Origin of the sequence: Pseudomonas sp. Z5-35, assembly GCF_051131945.1 — a bacterium.
GTDB lineage: Bacteria > Pseudomonadota > Gammaproteobacteria > Pseudomonadales > Pseudomonadaceae > Aquipseudomonas > Aquipseudomonas marvdashtae.
Genome location: NZ_CP071640.1, coordinates 2,223,610 through 2,240,968, shown reverse-complemented (window position 1 = coordinate 2,240,968; position 17,359 = coordinate 2,223,610). Strand labels below are relative to the sequence as shown.

General features: G+C 61.2%; 16 protein-coding genes and 1 pseudogene. 6 read left to right on the top strand and 11 right to left on the bottom strand.

Annotated elements, in window-relative coordinates; translation table 11 throughout:
• Positions 1–31: 31 nt before the first annotated feature.
• The 4 genes from J3P95_RS10565 to J3P95_RS10550 all read right to left on the bottom strand — a co-directional run bounded on the left by J3P95_RS10565 (position 32) and on the right by J3P95_RS10550 (position 5,303).
• Complete coding sequence (locus tag J3P95_RS10565; protein ID WP_434577405.1) at positions 32–1,798, bottom strand: ABC transporter ATP-binding protein; 1,767 nt, start codon at positions 1,796–1,798, stop codon at positions 32–34.
• An 18-nt stretch (positions 1,799–1,816) separates the two neighbouring features.
• A complete protein-coding gene (locus tag J3P95_RS10560; RefSeq protein ID WP_434581236.1) occupies positions 1,817–2,923 on the bottom strand; it encodes a beta-glucosidase in 1,107 nt (368 codons plus the stop codon).
• A 65-nt stretch (positions 2,924–2,988) separates the two neighbouring features.
• On the bottom strand, positions 2,989–4,161 hold the full coding sequence (gene glf / locus J3P95_RS10555) for a UDP-galactopyranose mutase (protein WP_434562749.1): 1,173 nt from the start codon (positions 4,159–4,161) through the stop codon (positions 2,989–2,991).
• Positions 4,149–5,303, bottom strand: coding sequence for a glycosyltransferase family 1 protein (locus tag J3P95_RS10550; protein ID WP_434577407.1), 1,155 nt, complete (start codon positions 5,301–5,303; stop codon positions 4,149–4,151). Before J3P95_RS10550 ends, glf begins: the two co-directional genes overlap by 13 nt.
• 342 nt (positions 5,304–5,645) lie before the next feature.
• Between J3P95_RS10550 and galE the strand changes: the two genes are divergently transcribed.
• Positions 5,646–6,692 carry a UDP-glucose 4-epimerase GalE gene (gene galE, locus J3P95_RS10545; RefSeq protein WP_434577409.1) on the top strand — a complete coding sequence of 349 codons (1,047 nt, stop codon included), beginning with the start codon at positions 5,646–5,648 and terminating at the stop codon, positions 6,690–6,692.
• A gap of 486 nt (positions 6,693–7,178) precedes the next feature.
• Here galE and J3P95_RS10540 read toward each other — a convergent pair whose 3' ends face one another.
• The 4 genes from J3P95_RS10540 to J3P95_RS10525 all read right to left on the bottom strand — a co-directional run bounded on the left by J3P95_RS10540 (position 7,179) and on the right by J3P95_RS10525 (position 9,738).
• Positions 7,179–7,379, bottom strand: coding sequence for a nucleoid-structuring protein H-NS (locus J3P95_RS10540; RefSeq protein WP_434563987.1), 201 nt, complete (start codon positions 7,377–7,379; stop codon positions 7,179–7,181).
• A gap of 123 nt (positions 7,380–7,502) precedes the next feature.
• Positions 7,503–7,769, bottom strand: a complete 267-nt coding sequence (locus tag J3P95_RS10535; protein ID WP_434562743.1) for a hypothetical protein — start codon at positions 7,767–7,769, stop codon at positions 7,503–7,505.
• A 71-nt stretch (positions 7,770–7,840) separates the two neighbouring features.
• Positions 7,841–8,566, bottom strand: a complete 726-nt coding sequence (locus tag J3P95_RS10530; protein ID WP_434577412.1) for a ferritin-like domain-containing protein — start codon at positions 8,564–8,566, stop codon at positions 7,841–7,843.
• Positions 8,563–9,738: a hypothetical protein gene (locus J3P95_RS10525; RefSeq protein ID WP_434626534.1), complete on the bottom strand. Its 1,176-nt coding sequence runs from the start codon at positions 9,736–9,738 to the stop codon at positions 8,563–8,565. The genes J3P95_RS10530 and J3P95_RS10525 overlap by 4 nt, the downstream gene beginning before the upstream one ends.
• 292 nt (positions 9,739–10,030) lie before the next feature.
• On the opposite strand from J3P95_RS10525, the gene J3P95_RS10520 reads away from it, so the two are divergent.
• The 4 genes and pseudogenes from J3P95_RS10520 to J3P95_RS10505 all read left to right on the top strand — a co-directional run bounded on the left by J3P95_RS10520 (position 10,031) and on the right by J3P95_RS10505 (position 13,539).
• Positions 10,031–10,714, top strand: coding sequence for an SOS response-associated peptidase family protein (locus J3P95_RS10520; RefSeq protein WP_434562737.1), 684 nt, complete (start codon positions 10,031–10,033; stop codon positions 10,712–10,714).
• A gap of 115 nt (positions 10,715–10,829) precedes the next feature.
• The gene (locus J3P95_RS10515; protein WP_434562735.1) at positions 10,830–11,210 is read left to right on the top strand and encodes a RidA family protein; all 381 of its coding nucleotides are present in this window, start codon (positions 10,830–10,832) and stop codon (positions 11,208–11,210) included.
• A gap of 172 nt (positions 11,211–11,382) precedes the next feature.
• A pseudogene (locus tag J3P95_RS10510) lies at positions 11,383–11,544 on the top strand (DUF6124 family protein); the annotation flags it as partial.
• A gap of 231 nt (positions 11,545–11,775) precedes the next feature.
• A complete protein-coding gene (locus tag J3P95_RS10505; protein ID WP_434577415.1) occupies positions 11,776–13,539 on the top strand; it encodes an L-lactate permease in 1,764 nt (587 codons plus the stop codon).
• A gap of 72 nt (positions 13,540–13,611) precedes the next feature.
• Here the strand turns inward: J3P95_RS10505 and J3P95_RS10500 are convergent, their stop codons facing one another.
• Entirely contained in the window at positions 13,612–13,947 is a 336-nt protein-coding gene (locus tag J3P95_RS10500) for a hypothetical protein (protein ID WP_434562731.1), read from the bottom strand.
• A 248-nt stretch (positions 13,948–14,195) separates the two neighbouring features.
• Between J3P95_RS10500 and J3P95_RS10495 the strand changes: the two genes are divergently transcribed.
• On the top strand, positions 14,196–14,852 hold the full coding sequence (locus tag J3P95_RS10495; protein ID WP_434577417.1) for a polysaccharide lyase family 7 protein: 657 nt from the start codon (positions 14,196–14,198) through the stop codon (positions 14,850–14,852).
• An 18-nt stretch (positions 14,853–14,870) separates the two neighbouring features.
• Here the strand turns inward: J3P95_RS10495 and J3P95_RS10490 are convergent, their stop codons facing one another.
• Positions 14,871–16,103 (bottom strand): nucleoside permease, encoded by a 1,233-nt coding sequence (locus tag J3P95_RS10490; protein ID WP_434562727.1) that lies wholly within the window; start codon positions 16,101–16,103, stop codon positions 14,871–14,873.
• Between the two features lie 207 nt (positions 16,104–16,310).
• Positions 16,311–17,333 (bottom strand): sugar phosphate isomerase/epimerase family protein, encoded by a 1,023-nt coding sequence (locus J3P95_RS10485; RefSeq protein ID WP_434581238.1) that lies wholly within the window; start codon positions 17,331–17,333, stop codon positions 16,311–16,313.
• Positions 17,334–17,359: the final 26 nt, after the last annotated feature.

Here is a 17,359-nt window from a genome sequence, read left to right as displayed (position 1 = left end):
GGCACGTTTCTGCGCGATCCCTCACAAGCAACTAGCGCTTGCTCAACTCCATTCCCTGGGCCTGCCACAGCGTCTGGAACGGTCCTTCGCGCTGGCGCAGTTCATCGGGCGAACCGTCTTCGACAATTCTTCCGGCCTGAAGGACCAGGATCCGGTCGAACCGCGCGACCGTCGACAGCCGGTGCGCCACCGCCAGCACGGTGCGACCGCGCATCAGGTCGTCCAGGGCCATTTGCACCTTGGCTTCGGATTCCGAATCCAGCGCCGAGGTGGCTTCGTCAAGAATCAGGATCGGCGCGTCCTTGAGGAAGGCCCGCGCCAACCCGAGGCGTTGGCGCTGGCCGCCCGAGAGCATCACGCCACGTTCGCCCACCAAGGTGTTGAACCCTTGCGGCAGGCTGCGGATGAATTCTTCGCAATAGGCATGGCGGGCTGCGTTGATCACCTGCGCCTCGGTGGCATCGGGCTGGCCGTAGGCGATGTTTTCGTAAATGGTCCGATTGAACAACGCCGGCTCCTGCGGCACTACTGCGATCTGGCCGCGCAGGCTGTCCTGGCTGACCGAGCGCACGTCCCGCCCATCGATCAGGATCACCCCGCTACGCACATCGTCCAAGCGTTGGACCAGATTGATCAGCGTCGACTTGCCCGCCCCCGAAGGACCGACGATCCCGACTTTCTGGCCGGCCGGAATGTCGAGGGACAGGTATTTGATTGCGCCACGGCCGTCGGTATAGCTGTAGCTGACGTCGATAAACTGGATGTTGCCGCGCCCAGGCGCCAGCTCCGCCGGGGTGTCGCTGAGGGCGTGAGGTTGGACGATGATGCGCAGGGTTTCGGCGATGACGCCCATCTGCTGCGAGGTGTCCACCAGCGCCAACGCCAAGTCCCGTGAGCCGTGCAAGATGCGAAACGACAAGGCGCTGACCATCACCACATCGCCCGGCGTGATCTGCCCGTCCTGCCACAACAGAATCGACCAACCGAGCATGCCGCCGGCCATGATCGACAAGCAGATGTCATGCAGGACCCGGGCTTTTTCCAGGTAGATCCAGCTACGGCGCTGGGCCTTGGCCTCGACGCCAATCGCCTGCTCCAGTCGGCGCCGTTCGCGGTGGCGGGCAGAGAACGCCTTGATCGTCCAGACATTGGACACCTGATCGACCAGTTCACCACCGACCCGCGCCGACTGCGAAGCGAAATCGATATGCCGGCTGCGCCCACGCAAGCCCATCACGGTGATCAGCGAGGCCACGGCGACCACGGCGCCAATCAAGGCGATGCCCATCGAAAATCGCACGGTAAACAGCACCACCACGGCGCCGATGAAATCAACGCAAGGCGGAATGATTTTCCAGGCGAGGCCACCATAGATCGACCCGGCCGCCGCCCCCGCCGAGGAAATCCGGTTCGCCAGTGCCCCGGCAAAATGCTCGGAAAAATAGCGCATCGGGTGGCCCGTCAGATGATTGAACAGGTCGATCCGCAGGTCCGCGCAACTGGCGACCACGGTGCGGCAACCCAGGTAGCCACCCGACCGCCAGAACAGGTTTTCCACCACGATCAGCGCAATGAACACCGTGAACGGCAGCCACACGTGAGCGGCGGCCCCCCTGCCCTGGGCCATGGCGTCGACTAGCAACTTCATGCCGAACTGCACCGCCACGGCGCAACTCGCAGCGCCGACGATCAATAGGAACAACGTCGCGAAATGCCACGGCCTGAGGGTGACGTACCGCCACAAGAAGGCAATCGCGGTATTGGGCAACGGCAATCCTTGCGAGGGCTGACTGTTCATTTCATTGCCGCTCCCCGTTCATTGCAGCTGCGCAGTCGCCTTGGCTGAGGCAAAACGCGCCTGCAGCTCTTTCATCGCCCTGTGTAACGGATGAATAGACGCGCGGCTGCCCTCGCTGTCGGCATAGCCAAACACACCGGTGGGACAGTAGCGATCATCGTCCCAGCCCGGGTAGTCGAGAAACGGGTACCAGCACACGCCCTCTATCGGCATACCGCGCCCGATGGCCAGCGCCAGTTGCTCACCGATGGCGTGCAGCCAGGGCACGCGGGCAGTGTCTTCGGCCCCGGTTTCCGAGAGCAACAAGGGCCTGCGATAACGTTGGTGGACTTCACTGAGCATGCCCACCAACGGGCGATAATCCGCGCTTCCCTGCTCGATCCGATCACCGTGGAGGAACCACTGATTATGGGGGTAGAAATTCACACCGAGGATATCCAGGTACTCTTCTCGTCCGCCCAGCCCCGGCCAACTTCGACCGGTGAGCAGATCCCAGGCCTCGAACTGGGATTGGCGATACGCCTCGGCGGCCTCGACATCTTCGGCTCTGCGCGATGAGGAAAGCACGTTGATCAGCGGATCGCACTGGACAAACCGCGCCCCGGGAGTCACCTCGCGAATCGCCTCGATGGCCGCGATACTCGCCCGCACCAGCTGGTGCTTGAGTTCCGTGCCCCGACCTTGCGCACCTGGATTGAAATAGGCGACATCCCCGCCGGCCCAACTCCAGAACGAGATTTCATTGATCGGCGAATAGAACGGGATCTCGATTCCTTCGTCGCGCATCAGTCGCGCCACAGCGCCGGCGAACCGGGCAAACCGCTCGACGAAGGCAGGACGCCAGATATCCAGGTCGTCGGGATAGCCGTAATGACACAAGTCCCAGACCACTTGCACATCACAACGTCGGGCCGCGCGCAGCATCGGCAAGAAGCTGCTCCAGTCGTATCGGCCCGGCTGCTGCTCGATCAAATGCCAACGCAGGCCGTCTCTGGCGCAACGAATGCCGAGGTCGGCGAGCTGGCGATAATCCTGTTCTGTCCATCGGTCGTGGCGGGTCGCGGCGAGCATGTCCAACCGACGCCCATCGGCACGCCGTTGGGTCGAGCATTCATAGCCGGCCATCACGAAACTGTTGAAGATTCTTTCCTGCACGCTGCTGCCTCCCTCTGCGCGGGTGAAGCCAGGTATCAACCTGGCTCGACTTCGTGGGCCTTCACCTCGACACCTTCCTGTTCGGCGATGCGCTGATACAACGCGAGCGCCTGGCCGACCACCTGGTCCATGTTGTAGTACTTGTAGGTGCCCAGCCGACCGAGAAAAGTCACTCCCGGCGTTTCGTCAGCCAACGCCTTGTAGCGTTTGTACAGCTCGGCGTTCTCCGCTCGTGGCACTGGGTAATACGGGTCGCCCTCGGCACAGGGAAACTCGTAGGTCACGCTGGTGCGCGGGTGTTGCTGGCCGGTGAGGTGCTTGTATTCGGTGATGCGCGTGTAGGGCACCGCCTCGTCCGGGTAATTGACCACCGCCACCGGCTGGAACTGCTCTTGATCGATGGTTTCATGCTGGAAACGCAACGAGCGGTACGGCAGTCGGCCAAAGCAATGATCGAAGTACTCGTCGATAGGCCCGCAATACACCAGCTCACGATGAGGGATGCGTTCGCGCACGATCCTGAAATCGGTGGACAACAGCACGTCGATGTTCGGATGGTCGAGCATGCGCTCGAACATCCGGGTGTAGCCGTGCAAGGGCATCATCTGGAACTGGTCGTTGAAATACCGATCGTCCGTGTTGGTGCGTGTCGGCACTCGCGAGGTCACCGACTTGTCCAGTTGCGAAGGGTCCAGGCCCCATTGCTTGCGGGTGTAGCCGCGAAAGAACTTCTCGTAGAGTTCGCGCCCGATCTGGTTGATGACCACGTCTTCCGAGGTGCGGATCGAGTCCACAGCTTCTGCCCGTTGCGCCAGGAACGCTTCGGCTTCCTCTTCATCCATGGACAGCCCGAACAGCGTGTTGAGCGTCGTCAGGTTGATGGGAATCGGCACGCGATGCTCATCGACCTGGGCCAGGACCCGATGCTCGTACGGTCGCCATTCGGTGAAGCGCGACAGATAATCGACGATGCGCTGGGCATTGGTGTGGAAGATGTGGGGGCCGTAGCGGTGGACCAACACGCCCGCCTCGTCCAGATGATCATAGGCGTTACCACCGATGTGATCGCGACGATCCACCAGCAGGACGCGCTTGCCCAACCCTTCGGCCAGCCGCTCGGCCAACACGCTGCCAGCGAAACCGGCACCGACGATCAGGTAGTCATACGGCGCGCTGTCTTGGAATGTACCGAGGGTTATCGTTGGCATTCGATCTGCTCCTTCATCTGGGCGCAGGTCTTGTCCCAAGACATGCCGTCCAAGGCCTTGTCGGCGTATTGCGCGATCATCCCTGGCTGGGTCCGCAGGTCCAGCGCGGCCTGGATGGCCTCGATGAAGGCCTGGGGTGTATCGGCAATGGCCACGACGCCGCTTTCGCCGTAGCCGTTGACCACATCGCGAATCGGCGTAGACACCACAGGGCAACCACCCGCCAGGTATTCGGGCGTCTTGGTGGGGCTGATGAACCGGGTGGATTCATTCAGGGCGAACGGCATCAGCGCCACGTCCCAACCCGCCAGATAGGCCGGTAGCTCGTCATATTGCTTGGCGCCCAGGTAATGGATATTCGACAGGCGCGGTAACGTCTGCGGATCGATCTTCACGACAGGCCCGATCAATACGATGTTCCAATCCGGTCGCAGCGCCGCCAGCTCGCCCACCAGCTCGATATCGAAACGCTCATCGATGACGCCGAAGAAACCCAGCCGCGGATGGCCGATATCGGCCTGGTCCGCCGGGTCGGGAATCGGCTGCCGGGCTGCGCCGAAGTGCACCACATCGACGCTGCTGGGCATGGCGTGGACGTTGTCGTGATGTTGCCGCTTGGCCTCCCACAAGCTGTAGCCGCCGGTGAACACCACATCGGCCCTGGCCATTAACCGGCGTTCCATTTCCACCAACGCGGGCGGCGCGAACTTGAATGCCGAGAGCTCGTCCATGCAATCGAAGATCACTACGTTAGGCTCCAGGTGATCGGTGAAGGCCTGGCTCATCGGCGTGAGGTACCAGAGCATCAATTCATTCGGCCAGTGCTCGGCCAGCCAGGCATCGAGCAACTCACGCTGCGCGTCTATCACCTGGGTTTCACCCAGCCCTTCGGGAAGCCTGGGCACCAGCACCGTCACACCCTCAGCCACCGCGTAGGTTTCCAGGTGCGCTGACTGCCGGCCCTCGAATATCGGTTCCTCGAAAAACAGCACGTCGTAGTCCTTGGCCAATCGCGACATCACGTGTTGGGGACGCTGGTAGACAAAGCCCCAGCGCAAGTGCGACAGGCACAGAAGCGTAGGTCGCAAGCCCGTGGCGGCAGCGGCGCCGTGTTGGGGAAGAAGCTGTTCTTGTTGATTCATATGACTTTCCTTTCCTAGAGACCGATGCTGGATCGAGCACAATTCCTGGCGGGACCTGGCACTGACCTGCCTGCCAGACAAGGCCTGAACACATCCCTCACGCGCTGCCTTGTGGACGTTGGAGAAACGCGATTTCGATGCCGTTCCAAATCTTGTTGAAGCCAGCCGACAAAGTGCACACACCGATCAGTCAACTGCTCTGAACTCCTGGCACTCGCCACCACACTCAACAGAACAGGCTGATGTCTCAAACGCGCACCACTGCCGAGAGAGACCGCCGGACAACGCCGAGTGTCTTGCCCAACAGACACCAGGACAGGGATAACCGAGGGGGATCGAGTGATGATTTTGGTGACAGGTGGTGCGGGTTATATAGGTGCTCACGTGGCGGTCGAGTTGATGAACCGGGGTGACGAGGTGGTGATCCTCGACAACCTGTGCAACAGCTCCCGGGCAACAGTGCAGCGCATTGCGGACGTGACGGGCCGTGAACCGTTTTTTGTCCAGGCCGACGTGAGAAGCCGTCGCGCGCTGGACAGGGTATTCAGGGAGTACCCCATCGAGGCCGTCGTCCACTGCGCCGGGCTCAAGGCCGTGGGTGAAAGTGTGCGCGAGCCGCTGAGGTATTTCGACACGAACGTCAGCGGCAGCGTCACGCTGTGCCAGGCCATGGCCGAAGCCGGCGTGTTCAACCTGGTGTTCAGTTCATCGGCGACGGTCTACGGCGATTGCGCCCAGATGCCCATCGCCGAAACCTGCCCGACCGGGCAGCCGACCAATCCGTACGGCCAGTCGAAACTGATGGCCGAGCACGTCATGAGAAGCATGGCGGCGTCCGATGCGCGCTGGTCCGTGGGGCTGCTGCGCTACTTCAATCCCATCGGCGCGCACTTTTCCGGTCAGTTGGGAGAGACGCCCACGCAAACCCCTAACAACCTCTTGCCCTACCTGTTGCAGGTAGCCAATCGCGAGCGCGATGTGCTGCGGATTTTTGGCTCCGACTATCCGACGCCGGACGGCACCGGGATCCGGGACTATGTCCATGTGATGGACTTGGCCGACGGGCATTTGCGGGCCATGGAGTTCTTGCGCGAGCAGACTGGGGTGCATATCTGGAACCTGGGCACCGGGCGCGGTTATTCGGTGTTGGAGGTGGTCAGTGCTTTCGAGCGGGTCACTGGGGTGACGGTGCCGCTGGCTTTCGAACCGCGGCGACCTGGTGATATTGCTCGTTGCTGGGCGGATCCGGGGAAAGCGGCCGGGCAATTGGGTTGGACGGCGCGTCATGGGCTTGAGCGGATGCTGGAAGATGCGTGGCGCTGGCAGTGCTTGAATTTCCCTCGGATCGAGCCGCGGGAGGTGGTTATGCGGAGTATTGAGCAAGGGTGAGTTGATTTGGTTTAGGACGCACGGGTGGGTTTGGATTGGGGGCATATCCGTTTTTTTGGTGATGGCTGCTTATGGTTTCGCCCTTACGGCGAGTCACTTTCGAAAGGCGCGAAAGTAACCAAAGCGCCCCTGCCCCACCACTTGGCACCTCGCCTGGGCTCGGTGTGCCCTCACTCCGGCATTGCTCCGTGGGCCCGCCGCGAAGGGCCATCCATGGTCCAGCGCGGCTATCCCGGCATCCATGCCGGGATGCCCACTGCGCAATGCCTCCGTTCGGCCGTCGTGGTTAACGGGGCGCCGAAATCAACGTCCACCACGAGGCGGCCTGATAGCCGACCTAATTTTTGGTAGGGCCGCGTTCCTCCTGTGGTAGCTTGCTCGCGATGAGGCAGGCACAGACAACATCTTCATCAACTGTGAAACTGCCTTCGCTAGCAACCTCCCACAATTTTGATTGGGCTACGACCGCAAGAACCAGGTCGGCTGTCAGGCCGCCTCGTTGTTGATTTTGATCTGGGGCGCCCCATTAACCACGATGGCCGAACGCAGGCATTGCGCAGTGGGCATCCCGGCATGGATGCCGGGATAGCCGCGCTGGGCCATGGATGGCCCTTCGCGGCGGGCCCACGGAGCAATGCCGGAGTGAGGGCATGCCGAGCCCAGGCGAGGCACCGAGTGGTGGGGCAAAAGCGTTTTGCTTACTTTTGCGCTTCACAAAAGTGAGTCGCTGTAAGAGCGAAACCATAATCAGCCGCTACCAAAAAACCGGATATACACACCAAAACCAGCAGCGAAAATCGGCAAAGAAATTCACCCCCGAGGCAACCGCATCCCCCCCACATTCAAACAATCGCGCTGGTTGCGCGAAAGCATCTCAACCGTCAGCCGATAAGCCTGGTCCGCGGCGTCCTTGAGCAACTGCCAATCCTCCAGGCTGATAAATTCGTGAAGCACCAATTCATCAGCACGCCGAATCAACGTGTTGTAATAATCCTCAGGAAAGTCCAGGCGATACGCATCGTCCTCAAGCAACAATCGCCAGGCTTTCAATTCCATCTCAAGATCAGTTTCACTCACGGGCGGTTGTCCTTTAAAAGTGAGCAAGGCCCACCCCGCAGTGGCAGGGTGGAACCAGGCGTAAAGCAGGATCAGCTCACTTGCGAGAGCAGGTCTTGCTTGATGAAGTTGCGCACCGTCGCCAGGTGCGTTTCTTCTTGTGCCAAGGCGTGGCCGAAGCGCTTGGCAATCAGCGGATGACCGCCCTTCTTCGCCAGCTCGATCAGCAATTCCCAGGCAGCGTTGTCTTCCAGTTCGATGGTCAGGATCGCGCTCATCGATTGCGACACTGTCGTGCGTGGGTCGGTCAATACCTGCAGGACACCCATGGCCTTGACGCCCGCCACGTCCGCGCAGGGCGTCATGGCTGTTGGGTCGCCGCCGAGGGTTTCGATGGCTTCGCGCACGATGTTCATGTGTTCGAGCTCCTCGGCCTGGATCTGTCGCAAGGTCTCCACCAACGTCGGATCGGCTCCCGGCGCGGACGTCGCCTTGGCGACCATCGCTTCATACAAGCGCACGCCGGTGCGCTCGAAGGCCAGGCGCTCGCCCAGTTTATCCAGCAACACTTCCGGCGCCTTGCCGATGGTTTTGTCCAGCGCGGTCTTGACCATGCCTTTGACCGAGCCGGGGGCCGGCACCGAGCCGATCAGGTCGGCCTCGCGAATGGCGCGCTCGCGTTCGGCGGTGTAGTCGCTCATATCGCCGGGCACGTCCGCCGGGAACAGTCGGGTGGCTTCCAGTTGGCGAGCCGTGTCTTCGGGGGACATCTGCGCGCCGGTACGATTCATGCCGATGGTCACTTGACGTTCGCTCATTGTTCTTCTCCCACTGGGTTGAGTTCAGTGCCGGGCTTGAAGGTGTAGCCGGCGGAGGCGACGTTGGCGGGCACGCCTTCGCTGTTGAGTTGGGCACGATAGTCGAGCGAGGCATGACCTTCGCGCTCCTTGGGCACGTAGTCGATGCCGTGGGCACGCAAATCCACTTCGCGCGACAGGGTCTCGCGCACGAAATCACGCTGGCTCTTGAACTCGATCATGCGGGGCAACTGGCCGCCGAGCACTTCAGCAGGGTCGCGTCGTTCGTACTTCTTGAACAGCTCGCAGGCAAGGTTCAAATGGCCCAGTTCGTAGTCGACGAAGCGTTCCCACATTGCCTTGATCCGGGGATTTTCCTCCTGCTCGGCGCAGCTGGCGTAGGTGTAGACCTCCATCGCCTCATGCACCAGCCACTTCTCCATGAAGCTTTCGCTGGGGTCCTGCAGCGAGCCGTATTGGGTAACATGCTGCTCCTCCACCGAGGCAATTTCGGCGTACAACGCGCGCGCCACCGGATCGGCGAACAACGGACCGATGTTCATGTAGTAATCGTGAGTCTGGTATTCCGCCCCGGTAATCAATGCGGCGTGAATCTTGGTGATCAGCGCGGCGTTTTCTTTCTTGTAGTTGTCGCGCAAGTCGTCGCCGGGGGCGCGGTGATGCTCGCTGGTCGGCCGGCCGGGCACGATGTCCGTGTAGCCTTGCAGGATGTTGTTGGCATCCTTGCCTTCCAGCCGATCGAGCATCGCGGCGTAGCGGTAGAGGTGGTCAAAATCCTCCAGCAGGCCAAAGCGATAGGTTTGCGCCTGGTAAGGATCCGGTTCGTTCTGGGCAACGGCGGCAGTCACCTCGATCGCAACCTGCTCATACGCCACGGTGGTTTCAAGAGGCGAATGGTCCGCCGACAGCAACCAGTTGATGGCGGTCATTTGATGCTGCTCGGCACGCCTGACCTGAGCCAAGGGCGATTGCAGTTCCTTGTGAAAACGCCCGCCAAAATGCTTGAGCCGAAGCGCGTCGGATTCAACGCCGTTCATCAGGATCACCCGCACCCGCGTGAACGCATCGTCGTCCAGCTTGCTGATGGGTTTGCCGGCCAGGTCGCGCCAGGTAAAGGTCTGCTTATCGAGGGGAGTCCCTTTGTTATCCAGCAGATTATCGATATGGGTCATGGGTCGATCTCCTTCATCAGAGGCCACGCGATACGCCGCCGATACGCGGCATCGGGTAGCAAAACGAACGACCCTTGGAAAATGCGCGGCTCTGCACCGAGACGATGAGCGGTCGGATAAATGGATGAAATGCCGTTTGATTTTCCGCTCATCCGGTCAGGATCAGGATTTTCGAACCAAGCTTTGACGCCCCGGCTCGGAGGTACATAACACCGCCGCAGCCAACCGATCATGGCTCGGACCAGCGGCTGTCACGGCGGGGTGTTGCCTATGTCTGCCTGGAGTTTTCGTGATGTGTGAATGTTTCGTTCAACCAGTTTCTTCCAAGGATTCCCTGGCGTTTTTTGCCCAGCGGGATACGTTCGGCGCCAGCCACCCCCCAAGCCTGTCGGCTGACTGTCTTCACGCCGCGGCGGAACCCACGCTTCATGACCGACAAACCGTGATCAAGCCGAACATGCAGGTCAGCGCCATCCGCAACCGTGGCGGGCGGTTGGAGTGCATCAAGGTTCGCTGGGGGTGGTCGCCGGTCTGGTCGATGGGCACGATGCCGCCGCTGACCCACCTGCCCCTGCACCTGGTGATGCGCTCCAAAGTGTTTGACCGGATCAAGCACGACGGTCGCGTGCTGGTGGCGGTGGACGGCTGGTACGAAGCGTCGGACACGGCCGCGCAACACCAGGCCAAGCGCCTGAGCTATACGACCTCAAGACAATCGTCGCCAATTTTTCTCGCGGCCCTGGCCCAGGCCAGCGAAAGGCCGAACGGCTGTGACGGACTGGCCTTGGTGACCTACGGCGACACTGCCAATCAACAACAGCGGCTGCTGGCCTTCACGGGCGAGAATGCACTCGAATGGTTGCGCCCCGACCTGGATTGGGAACAGGCGCGGCACATGGCCGCGCATGTAGCGGTCACTGAACCGCAACTGGAACACGTGCTGACCGCCAAGCGGATGGTTCAGGGCCGGCGCTGACGGTTGCCCGATGAAGTGAAGGAAATCGCTAGCGGCGCGGGGATCGACGCTAAACTGGCAGGCCAGTCGCTTTTGCAGCGACTGGCCCCTTTTCTTTTTCGAGCTAGAGACTTTCATGGCGAACCACGACATCACGTTCACCCCAGACCCGGACGCAGACTCGATCTCCTCCGACGTCGCCGGTTTCGGCGGCCTGCTGGTTTCTACCCAGATCCCGACCCGCGCCGACGGCAGCCTGGAGCTGGGCGACATCACCCTGCAGAGCGAGTGCACGTTGCAAGCGCTCAAGACCGCCCTCGAACGCGCCGGCAGCTCCATGGACCGCGTGTTGCACTTGACCATCTACCTCACCGACATGGCCAATCGCGCGGCGTTCAACGAGGTGTACAAACGCTTCTTCGCCAAGCCTTGGCCAGTGCGCGCCGCGGTGGGCGTGGCGGCGCTGGCGGTGGAAGGCATGAAGGTGGAAGTGACAGCGATGGCGGCGAAGGGCTGAGCGCACAATACTTCTGGTCTTGCGAACCACTCTCGTGGCGAGGGAGCTTTGTTAAGGCTGGCTCCCGGTTCAACATCGGTGTTTTGTTGATCCGAACTCCAGCCCAATGGGGCTGTGTTTATTCAGTTGTAGGATCCTTCTGCATCAGGCTACGTCTTCTTGCGCCGTTACCGCCAACCTCAGCGAAACCCTCGCCTCGGCCAATGCCATGGTCACCGACCTGGCCTTCGACCTGGACGGCTCGCGACGACACATTGCCCTGGGCATCCAGCAGCTGATCGAACTGAGCGCAATGCTCGCCAATCGCGCGCTGGATAACGTCGAAGCCCGCTAGCCGCCGTTGCACAGCCCCCTGTGGCGAGGGAGCTTGCTCCCCCTGGACTGCGCAGCAGGCCCAAGTTTTTTGCCAAGGCAGAAACTTTTGGGGCGGCTTCGCCACCCAGCGGGAGCAAGCTCCCTCGCCACAGGGGGGTTGGCAGGCAATCCCTCATCGAATCCCCGCCTATACTTCTCTGCCAATCCCCCCGGGGCCTGCACTTCCAACAATAAAAAGCAGAGGTGGAACATGGTCTGGCAACAAGTCTACGATCCCTTCGGTAATGCGGTGTTGTCGACGCTCCTGGCGGCGGTCCCGGTGGTGGTGATGCTGGCGTCCTTGGCGTTCTTTCATATCAAGGCGCACCTAGCGGCATTGTATGCCCTGGCTTCGGCGTTACTCATTGCGATCTTCGCTTTCGGCATGCCCGCGGACATGGCCGGTTCCGCGGCGTTGTATGGCGCGGCCAACGGGCTGCTACCCATCGGTTGGATCGTGCTCAACATCATCTTCCTGCACCGGCTGACCACCGAGAACGGCTCGTTCAAGGTCTTGCAGGATTCCCTGGCGCGCATCACCGACGACCGGCGTCTGCAGTTGCTGCTGATCGCCTTTTGTTTCGGCGCGTTCTTCGAGGGCGCGGCGGGCTTCGGCACGCCGGTGGCGGTGACCGGGGCGATCCTGATCGGGCTGGGTTTTTCGCCCCTCGCCGCGTCCGGTCTGGCGTTGATCGCCAACACCGCGCCGGTGGCGTTCGGCGCCCTGGGCACGCCAATCATCACGCTGGCCAAGGTGACCGGGCTGGATGAGATGGAGCTGTCGATGATGGTCGGCCGGCAATTGCCCTTCTTCTCGGTCATTGTGCCGTTCTGGCTGATCTGGGCGTTTGCTGGCTGGCTCAAGATGCTGGAGGTCTGGCCGGCAATCCTGGTGGCCGGCGTCAGCTTCGCCATCCCGCAATTCCTGGTGTCGAACTACCACGGGCCGATGTTGGTGGATGTGATCGCCGCGTTGATTTCCATGGCGTGCCTGACCGGGTTTCTCAAGGTCTGGAAACCGGCCACGATCCACACCTCGGCGGCGTTGACCGGTCGGCATGATGACTCCAGGATCGACGCGAGCGAGCAACAGCAACCGGTCGCCACCGGCGCTTTCGGCAGCGACGCCCGTCCCGCCGTGCTGCGCGCGTGGATGCCATGGATCATTCTTACGGTGTTCGTATTTGCCTGGGGCACCCAAGGCTTCAAGAACCTGTTCGATACGCGCCCGGCCATCGATCCCCAGACCCAATCGGCCCGGCTCGATCCCCAGGGCAAGCCGATGCGCGAGGCGAATCCGATCTTCTCGCCGCTAGTGACGTTCGGCACCATCCACCAGCAGATCGAAAAGGTCCCGCCCGTGGTGCCCCAGCCTAAAACCGAGGAAGCGGTCTACAAATTCAACTGGTTCACCGCCACCGGCAGTGGCATCTTCCTGGCGGCGATTCTCGGCGGTTTGCTGATGGGCTATTCCATCCCGCAACTGGCGCGCCACTACCTGCGAACGCTGTGGGTGGTGCGTTATTCGTTGATCACCATCGTGGCGATGCTGGCGTTGGGGTTCCTCACGCGCTATTCGGGCCTGGACGCCACCATGGGCCTGGCCTTCGCCGCGACGGGGATTTTCTACCCGATGTTTGGCACCCTGCTGGGCTGGCTCGGCGTGGCGCTGACTGGTTCGGACACGGCGTCCAACGTGCTGTTCGGCGGTTTGCAAAGGGTGACGGCGGAGCAGTTGGGCATCAGCCCGGTGTTGATGGCCGCTGCGAACAGTTCAGGCGGGGTCATGGGCAAGATGGTCGACGCCCAGTCGATCGTGGTCGCCTCTACCGCAACGCGCTGGTACGGCCACGAAGGGGAAATCCTGCGCTACGTGTTTTTCCACTCGGTGGTGCTGGCGATTCTGGTGGGCGGCTTGGTGACGTTGCAGGCGTATGTCGAGCCGTTCAGTCATATGGTGGTGGGAGGAAAGTAACGGCTTGAACAAGCTTTTATGGCGAGGGAGCTTGCTCCCTCGCCACGGGTAAGCGTACTTACCTGATCGGGCTTACTGAACGTTCTTCAGCTTGACCACATCACCCGACACCGAGGTGGTGTAGCCGGTCAGGACCCAGGCCCAGAACCAGTTTTCCTGGACCTGAGTGTTGATCATGGCGTCGCCGCCCTTGGCCTTGATCGCCGCATCCTGGGCGCGCACGAAGCGGTTGTTCTGGCGGATCGGGATCACGCCAAACAGCAGCAGGCCGGTGGCCTTGGCTTCACTGTGGCCGACCACGGTGTATTGGCTGCTGTCGTACTGCTTGGTTTTCATCGGGGTGCCGGTGCAGCCCGCCAGGGCCAGGCCGAACAATGCGCAGGCAACAACTTTGCTGAATTGATTCATTTGATGCTCCATGGGAAAACGCCCGGGATCCGTCTCTCGGGCGGCGCGTACTCTAAACCGATCAGCAATAAAAAGACACAACGTCATCGCCCCAAGTTACGGGCCTGAAAGGCTCACCGCAGAGCCATCCGTCAGTTGGGCCTCCAGCGAAGCAGACTCCCGTCGATAGCATGAAAACTGTGCCACGGAAGGCAATTTATTGTCTTGACGACCGCCAGATACGGCCGGTCCCGTTGGAGGGTTTCATCATGATTGACGTGACTGTCTGGAGCGTTACCCTGCCGGTGCAAACGCCGGCGCAGGTCGTGGCGACCAAAGCCATGCCCACCTTGAAAAACAAGTATTTCGACAATAACGGCCAGAGGATCATCTTCTGGGCGCCTGTCACCGGCTCCCATACCGGTAACAGCGATTACCCGCGGTCCGAACTGCGGGAAACCAGCAAAGACGGAAAACACCGCAATTGGCGCTACAACAGCGGCACCAACACCCTCAAGGGGGAGTTGTCGGTAAACCAGGTGCCTTCGGAGGGCCGTGTGGTGGTGGCGCAGATTCACGCCAAGAATGCCCCGACGCCGTTATTGAAACTGGTTTACCGCTACGAAAAAGGCATCGGCAACATTGATGTGGAATACCGGGTCAAGCCCAAGGACAAGAAAAGTCCTGTGATCTTCACCGTGCCCAAGGTGCCGTTGAACAAATCCTTCTCGTACACCCTGCAAATGGACAAGCAAGGCCAGCTCACGATGCTGATCGGCAAGAGCGGCAAACAGGTGAAGCTGGACAAGTCCTGGCAAGGCTACGATTTCTACTTCAAGGCCGGCGTCTACACCTTGGATAACAAGGGCAGTACCAGTGAAGGCGGGAAAGTGACCTACACCAAACTGAGCGCCAGCCACAAGTGACTGGCGTTCTTCCCACGCTCAAGCCTTGGACGGCGCAACCACTGCCTGCCGACCGCTAAAGGTCAGCAGGAAACACACGAGCACCACCAGCGCAAAACCGGCCGGGAACAGCCAGATGCTGTTCCAATCGTGGCCGCCCTCTATTACAAAGTGATCGGTCACCTGCCCCGCCACCCAGAAACCGATCAACATTCCTACGCCATAGGTCGCCAGGGTAATCAACCCCTGGGCTGAGCTGCGCAGGTGTTTTGGCGCCTTGGCGTCGGTGTAGATCTGTCCCGTGACAAAAAAGAAGTCGTAGCAGATGCCGTGCAGCGCGATGCCGGTGAACAGCATGAAGGCCAGGTCGCCATTGTTGCCATAGGCAAACAGCACGTAGCGCAGCGCCCAGGCCAACATGCCCACCAACAGCGCCAACTTGATGCCGAAGCGCTGGATGAACAGCGGCAGCAGCAACATGAATAACACCTCGGACACCTGCCCGATGGCCATCTTCGCCGTCGGGTTGGTCATGCCGGTTTCGGCGAGGAACGGGTTGGCATTCTGGTAGTAGAACGCCAAGGGAATGCAAATCAGGATCGACGCGATGAAGAACACCAGGTAGCTGCGGTCCTTGAGCAGCCCCAATGCATCGAGCCCCAGCGATTGCTTGACGCCGCCGGCGCTCGCTTGTTCCTTGAGCGGCGCCGTGCCGGGCAGCGTGAAGCTGTAGAGCCCGAGGACCAGCGAAGCGATGGCCGCCATCAGGAAGGTATTGCGCAGGCCGCCCGCGACAATCGCTTCGCGTGAATCCCAGGCGAATACGAAACTGATCACCACGCCGGCGACGATCCAACCGAGCGTGCCCCAGACCCGAATGCGCGAGAACTCCAGCGCCGGGTCGCGCATCTGCCGGAACGCCACCGAATTGACCAGGGCCAGCGTCGGCATGTAGACCACCATGTACGCCAGCACAAAGGGGTAGAACGCGCTGAAATCCGCCGCCGAATAGAGCTGATACAGCAATACCGCGCCGATCAGGTGCAGCACCGCCAGGATGCGCTCGGCATTGAAGTAGCGGTCGGCGATCAGGCCGATCACGAACGGCGCAATGATCGCGCCCCAGGATTGGGTGGCGAAAGCCATGCCGATCTGCCCGCCGCTGGCGCCCAGGGTGTTGGACAGGAAAGTCCCCAGGGTGACGAACCAGCCGCCCCAGATAAAGAACTGCAGGAACATCATCACGCTCAGGCGTGCATTCATCGTGGTCATGACCGTCACCGTTTTATTGTTGTTCTTGTTGAAACAAAGCCTTGTTCTGCTTATGTGGCCTGCTTTTGTGGCGAGGGAGCTTGCTCCCGCTCGGCTGCGCAGCAGTCGTAAAACCTGCTGGCGCGGTGTTTCTGGAAAACCGCGCCAGCCTATTTGGGTCCGCTTCGCAGCCCAGCGGGAGCAAGCTCCCTCGCCACAGGGGTTATGTCATTGGCGTTGGGGCAACCCCAACAACCGCCGATTGGAATCTTCATCCGCCGAGACACCGGCAAAATCATCGAACGCCTTGCGGGTCTTGCTGATCATGTGCCGCTGGATGAACGCCGCGCCTTGGGCCGCGCCCTGTTGCGAATCCTTCAGGCAGCACTCCCATTCCAGGACCGCCCAGCCGTTGAAGTCGTACTGGGTCAACTTGCTGAAGATCGATTTGAAATCGATCTGGCCATCGCCCAGTGAGCGGAACCGGCCAGGACGATCCACCCAGCCCTGATAACCACCGTAGACCCCGGAGCGGGCGTCGGGGCGGAACTCGGCGTCCTTGACGTGGAACATGCGGATGCGTTCGTGGTAGCGGTCGATGAAGCCCAGATAATCCATCTGTTGCAGCAACAGGTGGCTGGGGTCGTAGAGGATCGCTGCTCGCGGATGGTGATTGACGGCCTCGAGGAAACGCTCGAACGAGGCGCCGTCATGCAAGTCTTCACCGGGGTGGATTTCGTAGCACAGGTCCACGCCGGCCGCGTCGAAGCAGTCGAGGATCGGCAGCCAGCGCCGGGCCAGTTCGGCAAACCCTTGTTCGACCAGGCCCGCCGGTCGCTGCGGCCACGGGTACATATAGGGCCACAATAATGCTCCGGAAAACGTCGCGTGCGCCGTGAGGCCCAGGCGCTGGCTGGCGCGGGCGGCCAGTTTCAGCTGCTCGATGGCCCACTCGGTGCGCGCCTGGGGTTGGCCGCGCAGGTGGGCCGGGGCGAAGTCGTCGAACAGCGCGTCGAACGCCGGGTGCACCGCCACCAGTTGCCCTTGCAAGTGCGTCGAGAGCTCACTGATCTGCACGCCGGCCTGGGCGCAGGTGGCCTTGAGTTCGTCACAATACTCCTGGCTCTCGGCAGCTCGGGCCAAGTCGATGTAGCGGCTGCCCAGGGTCGGTAGTTGAATGGCTTTGTAGCCTTGGGAGGCGGCCCATTGGGCGATGTTGGCCAAGGTGTCGAACGGCGCTTCATCGGCCATGAACTGCGCCAGGAAAATAGCCGGGC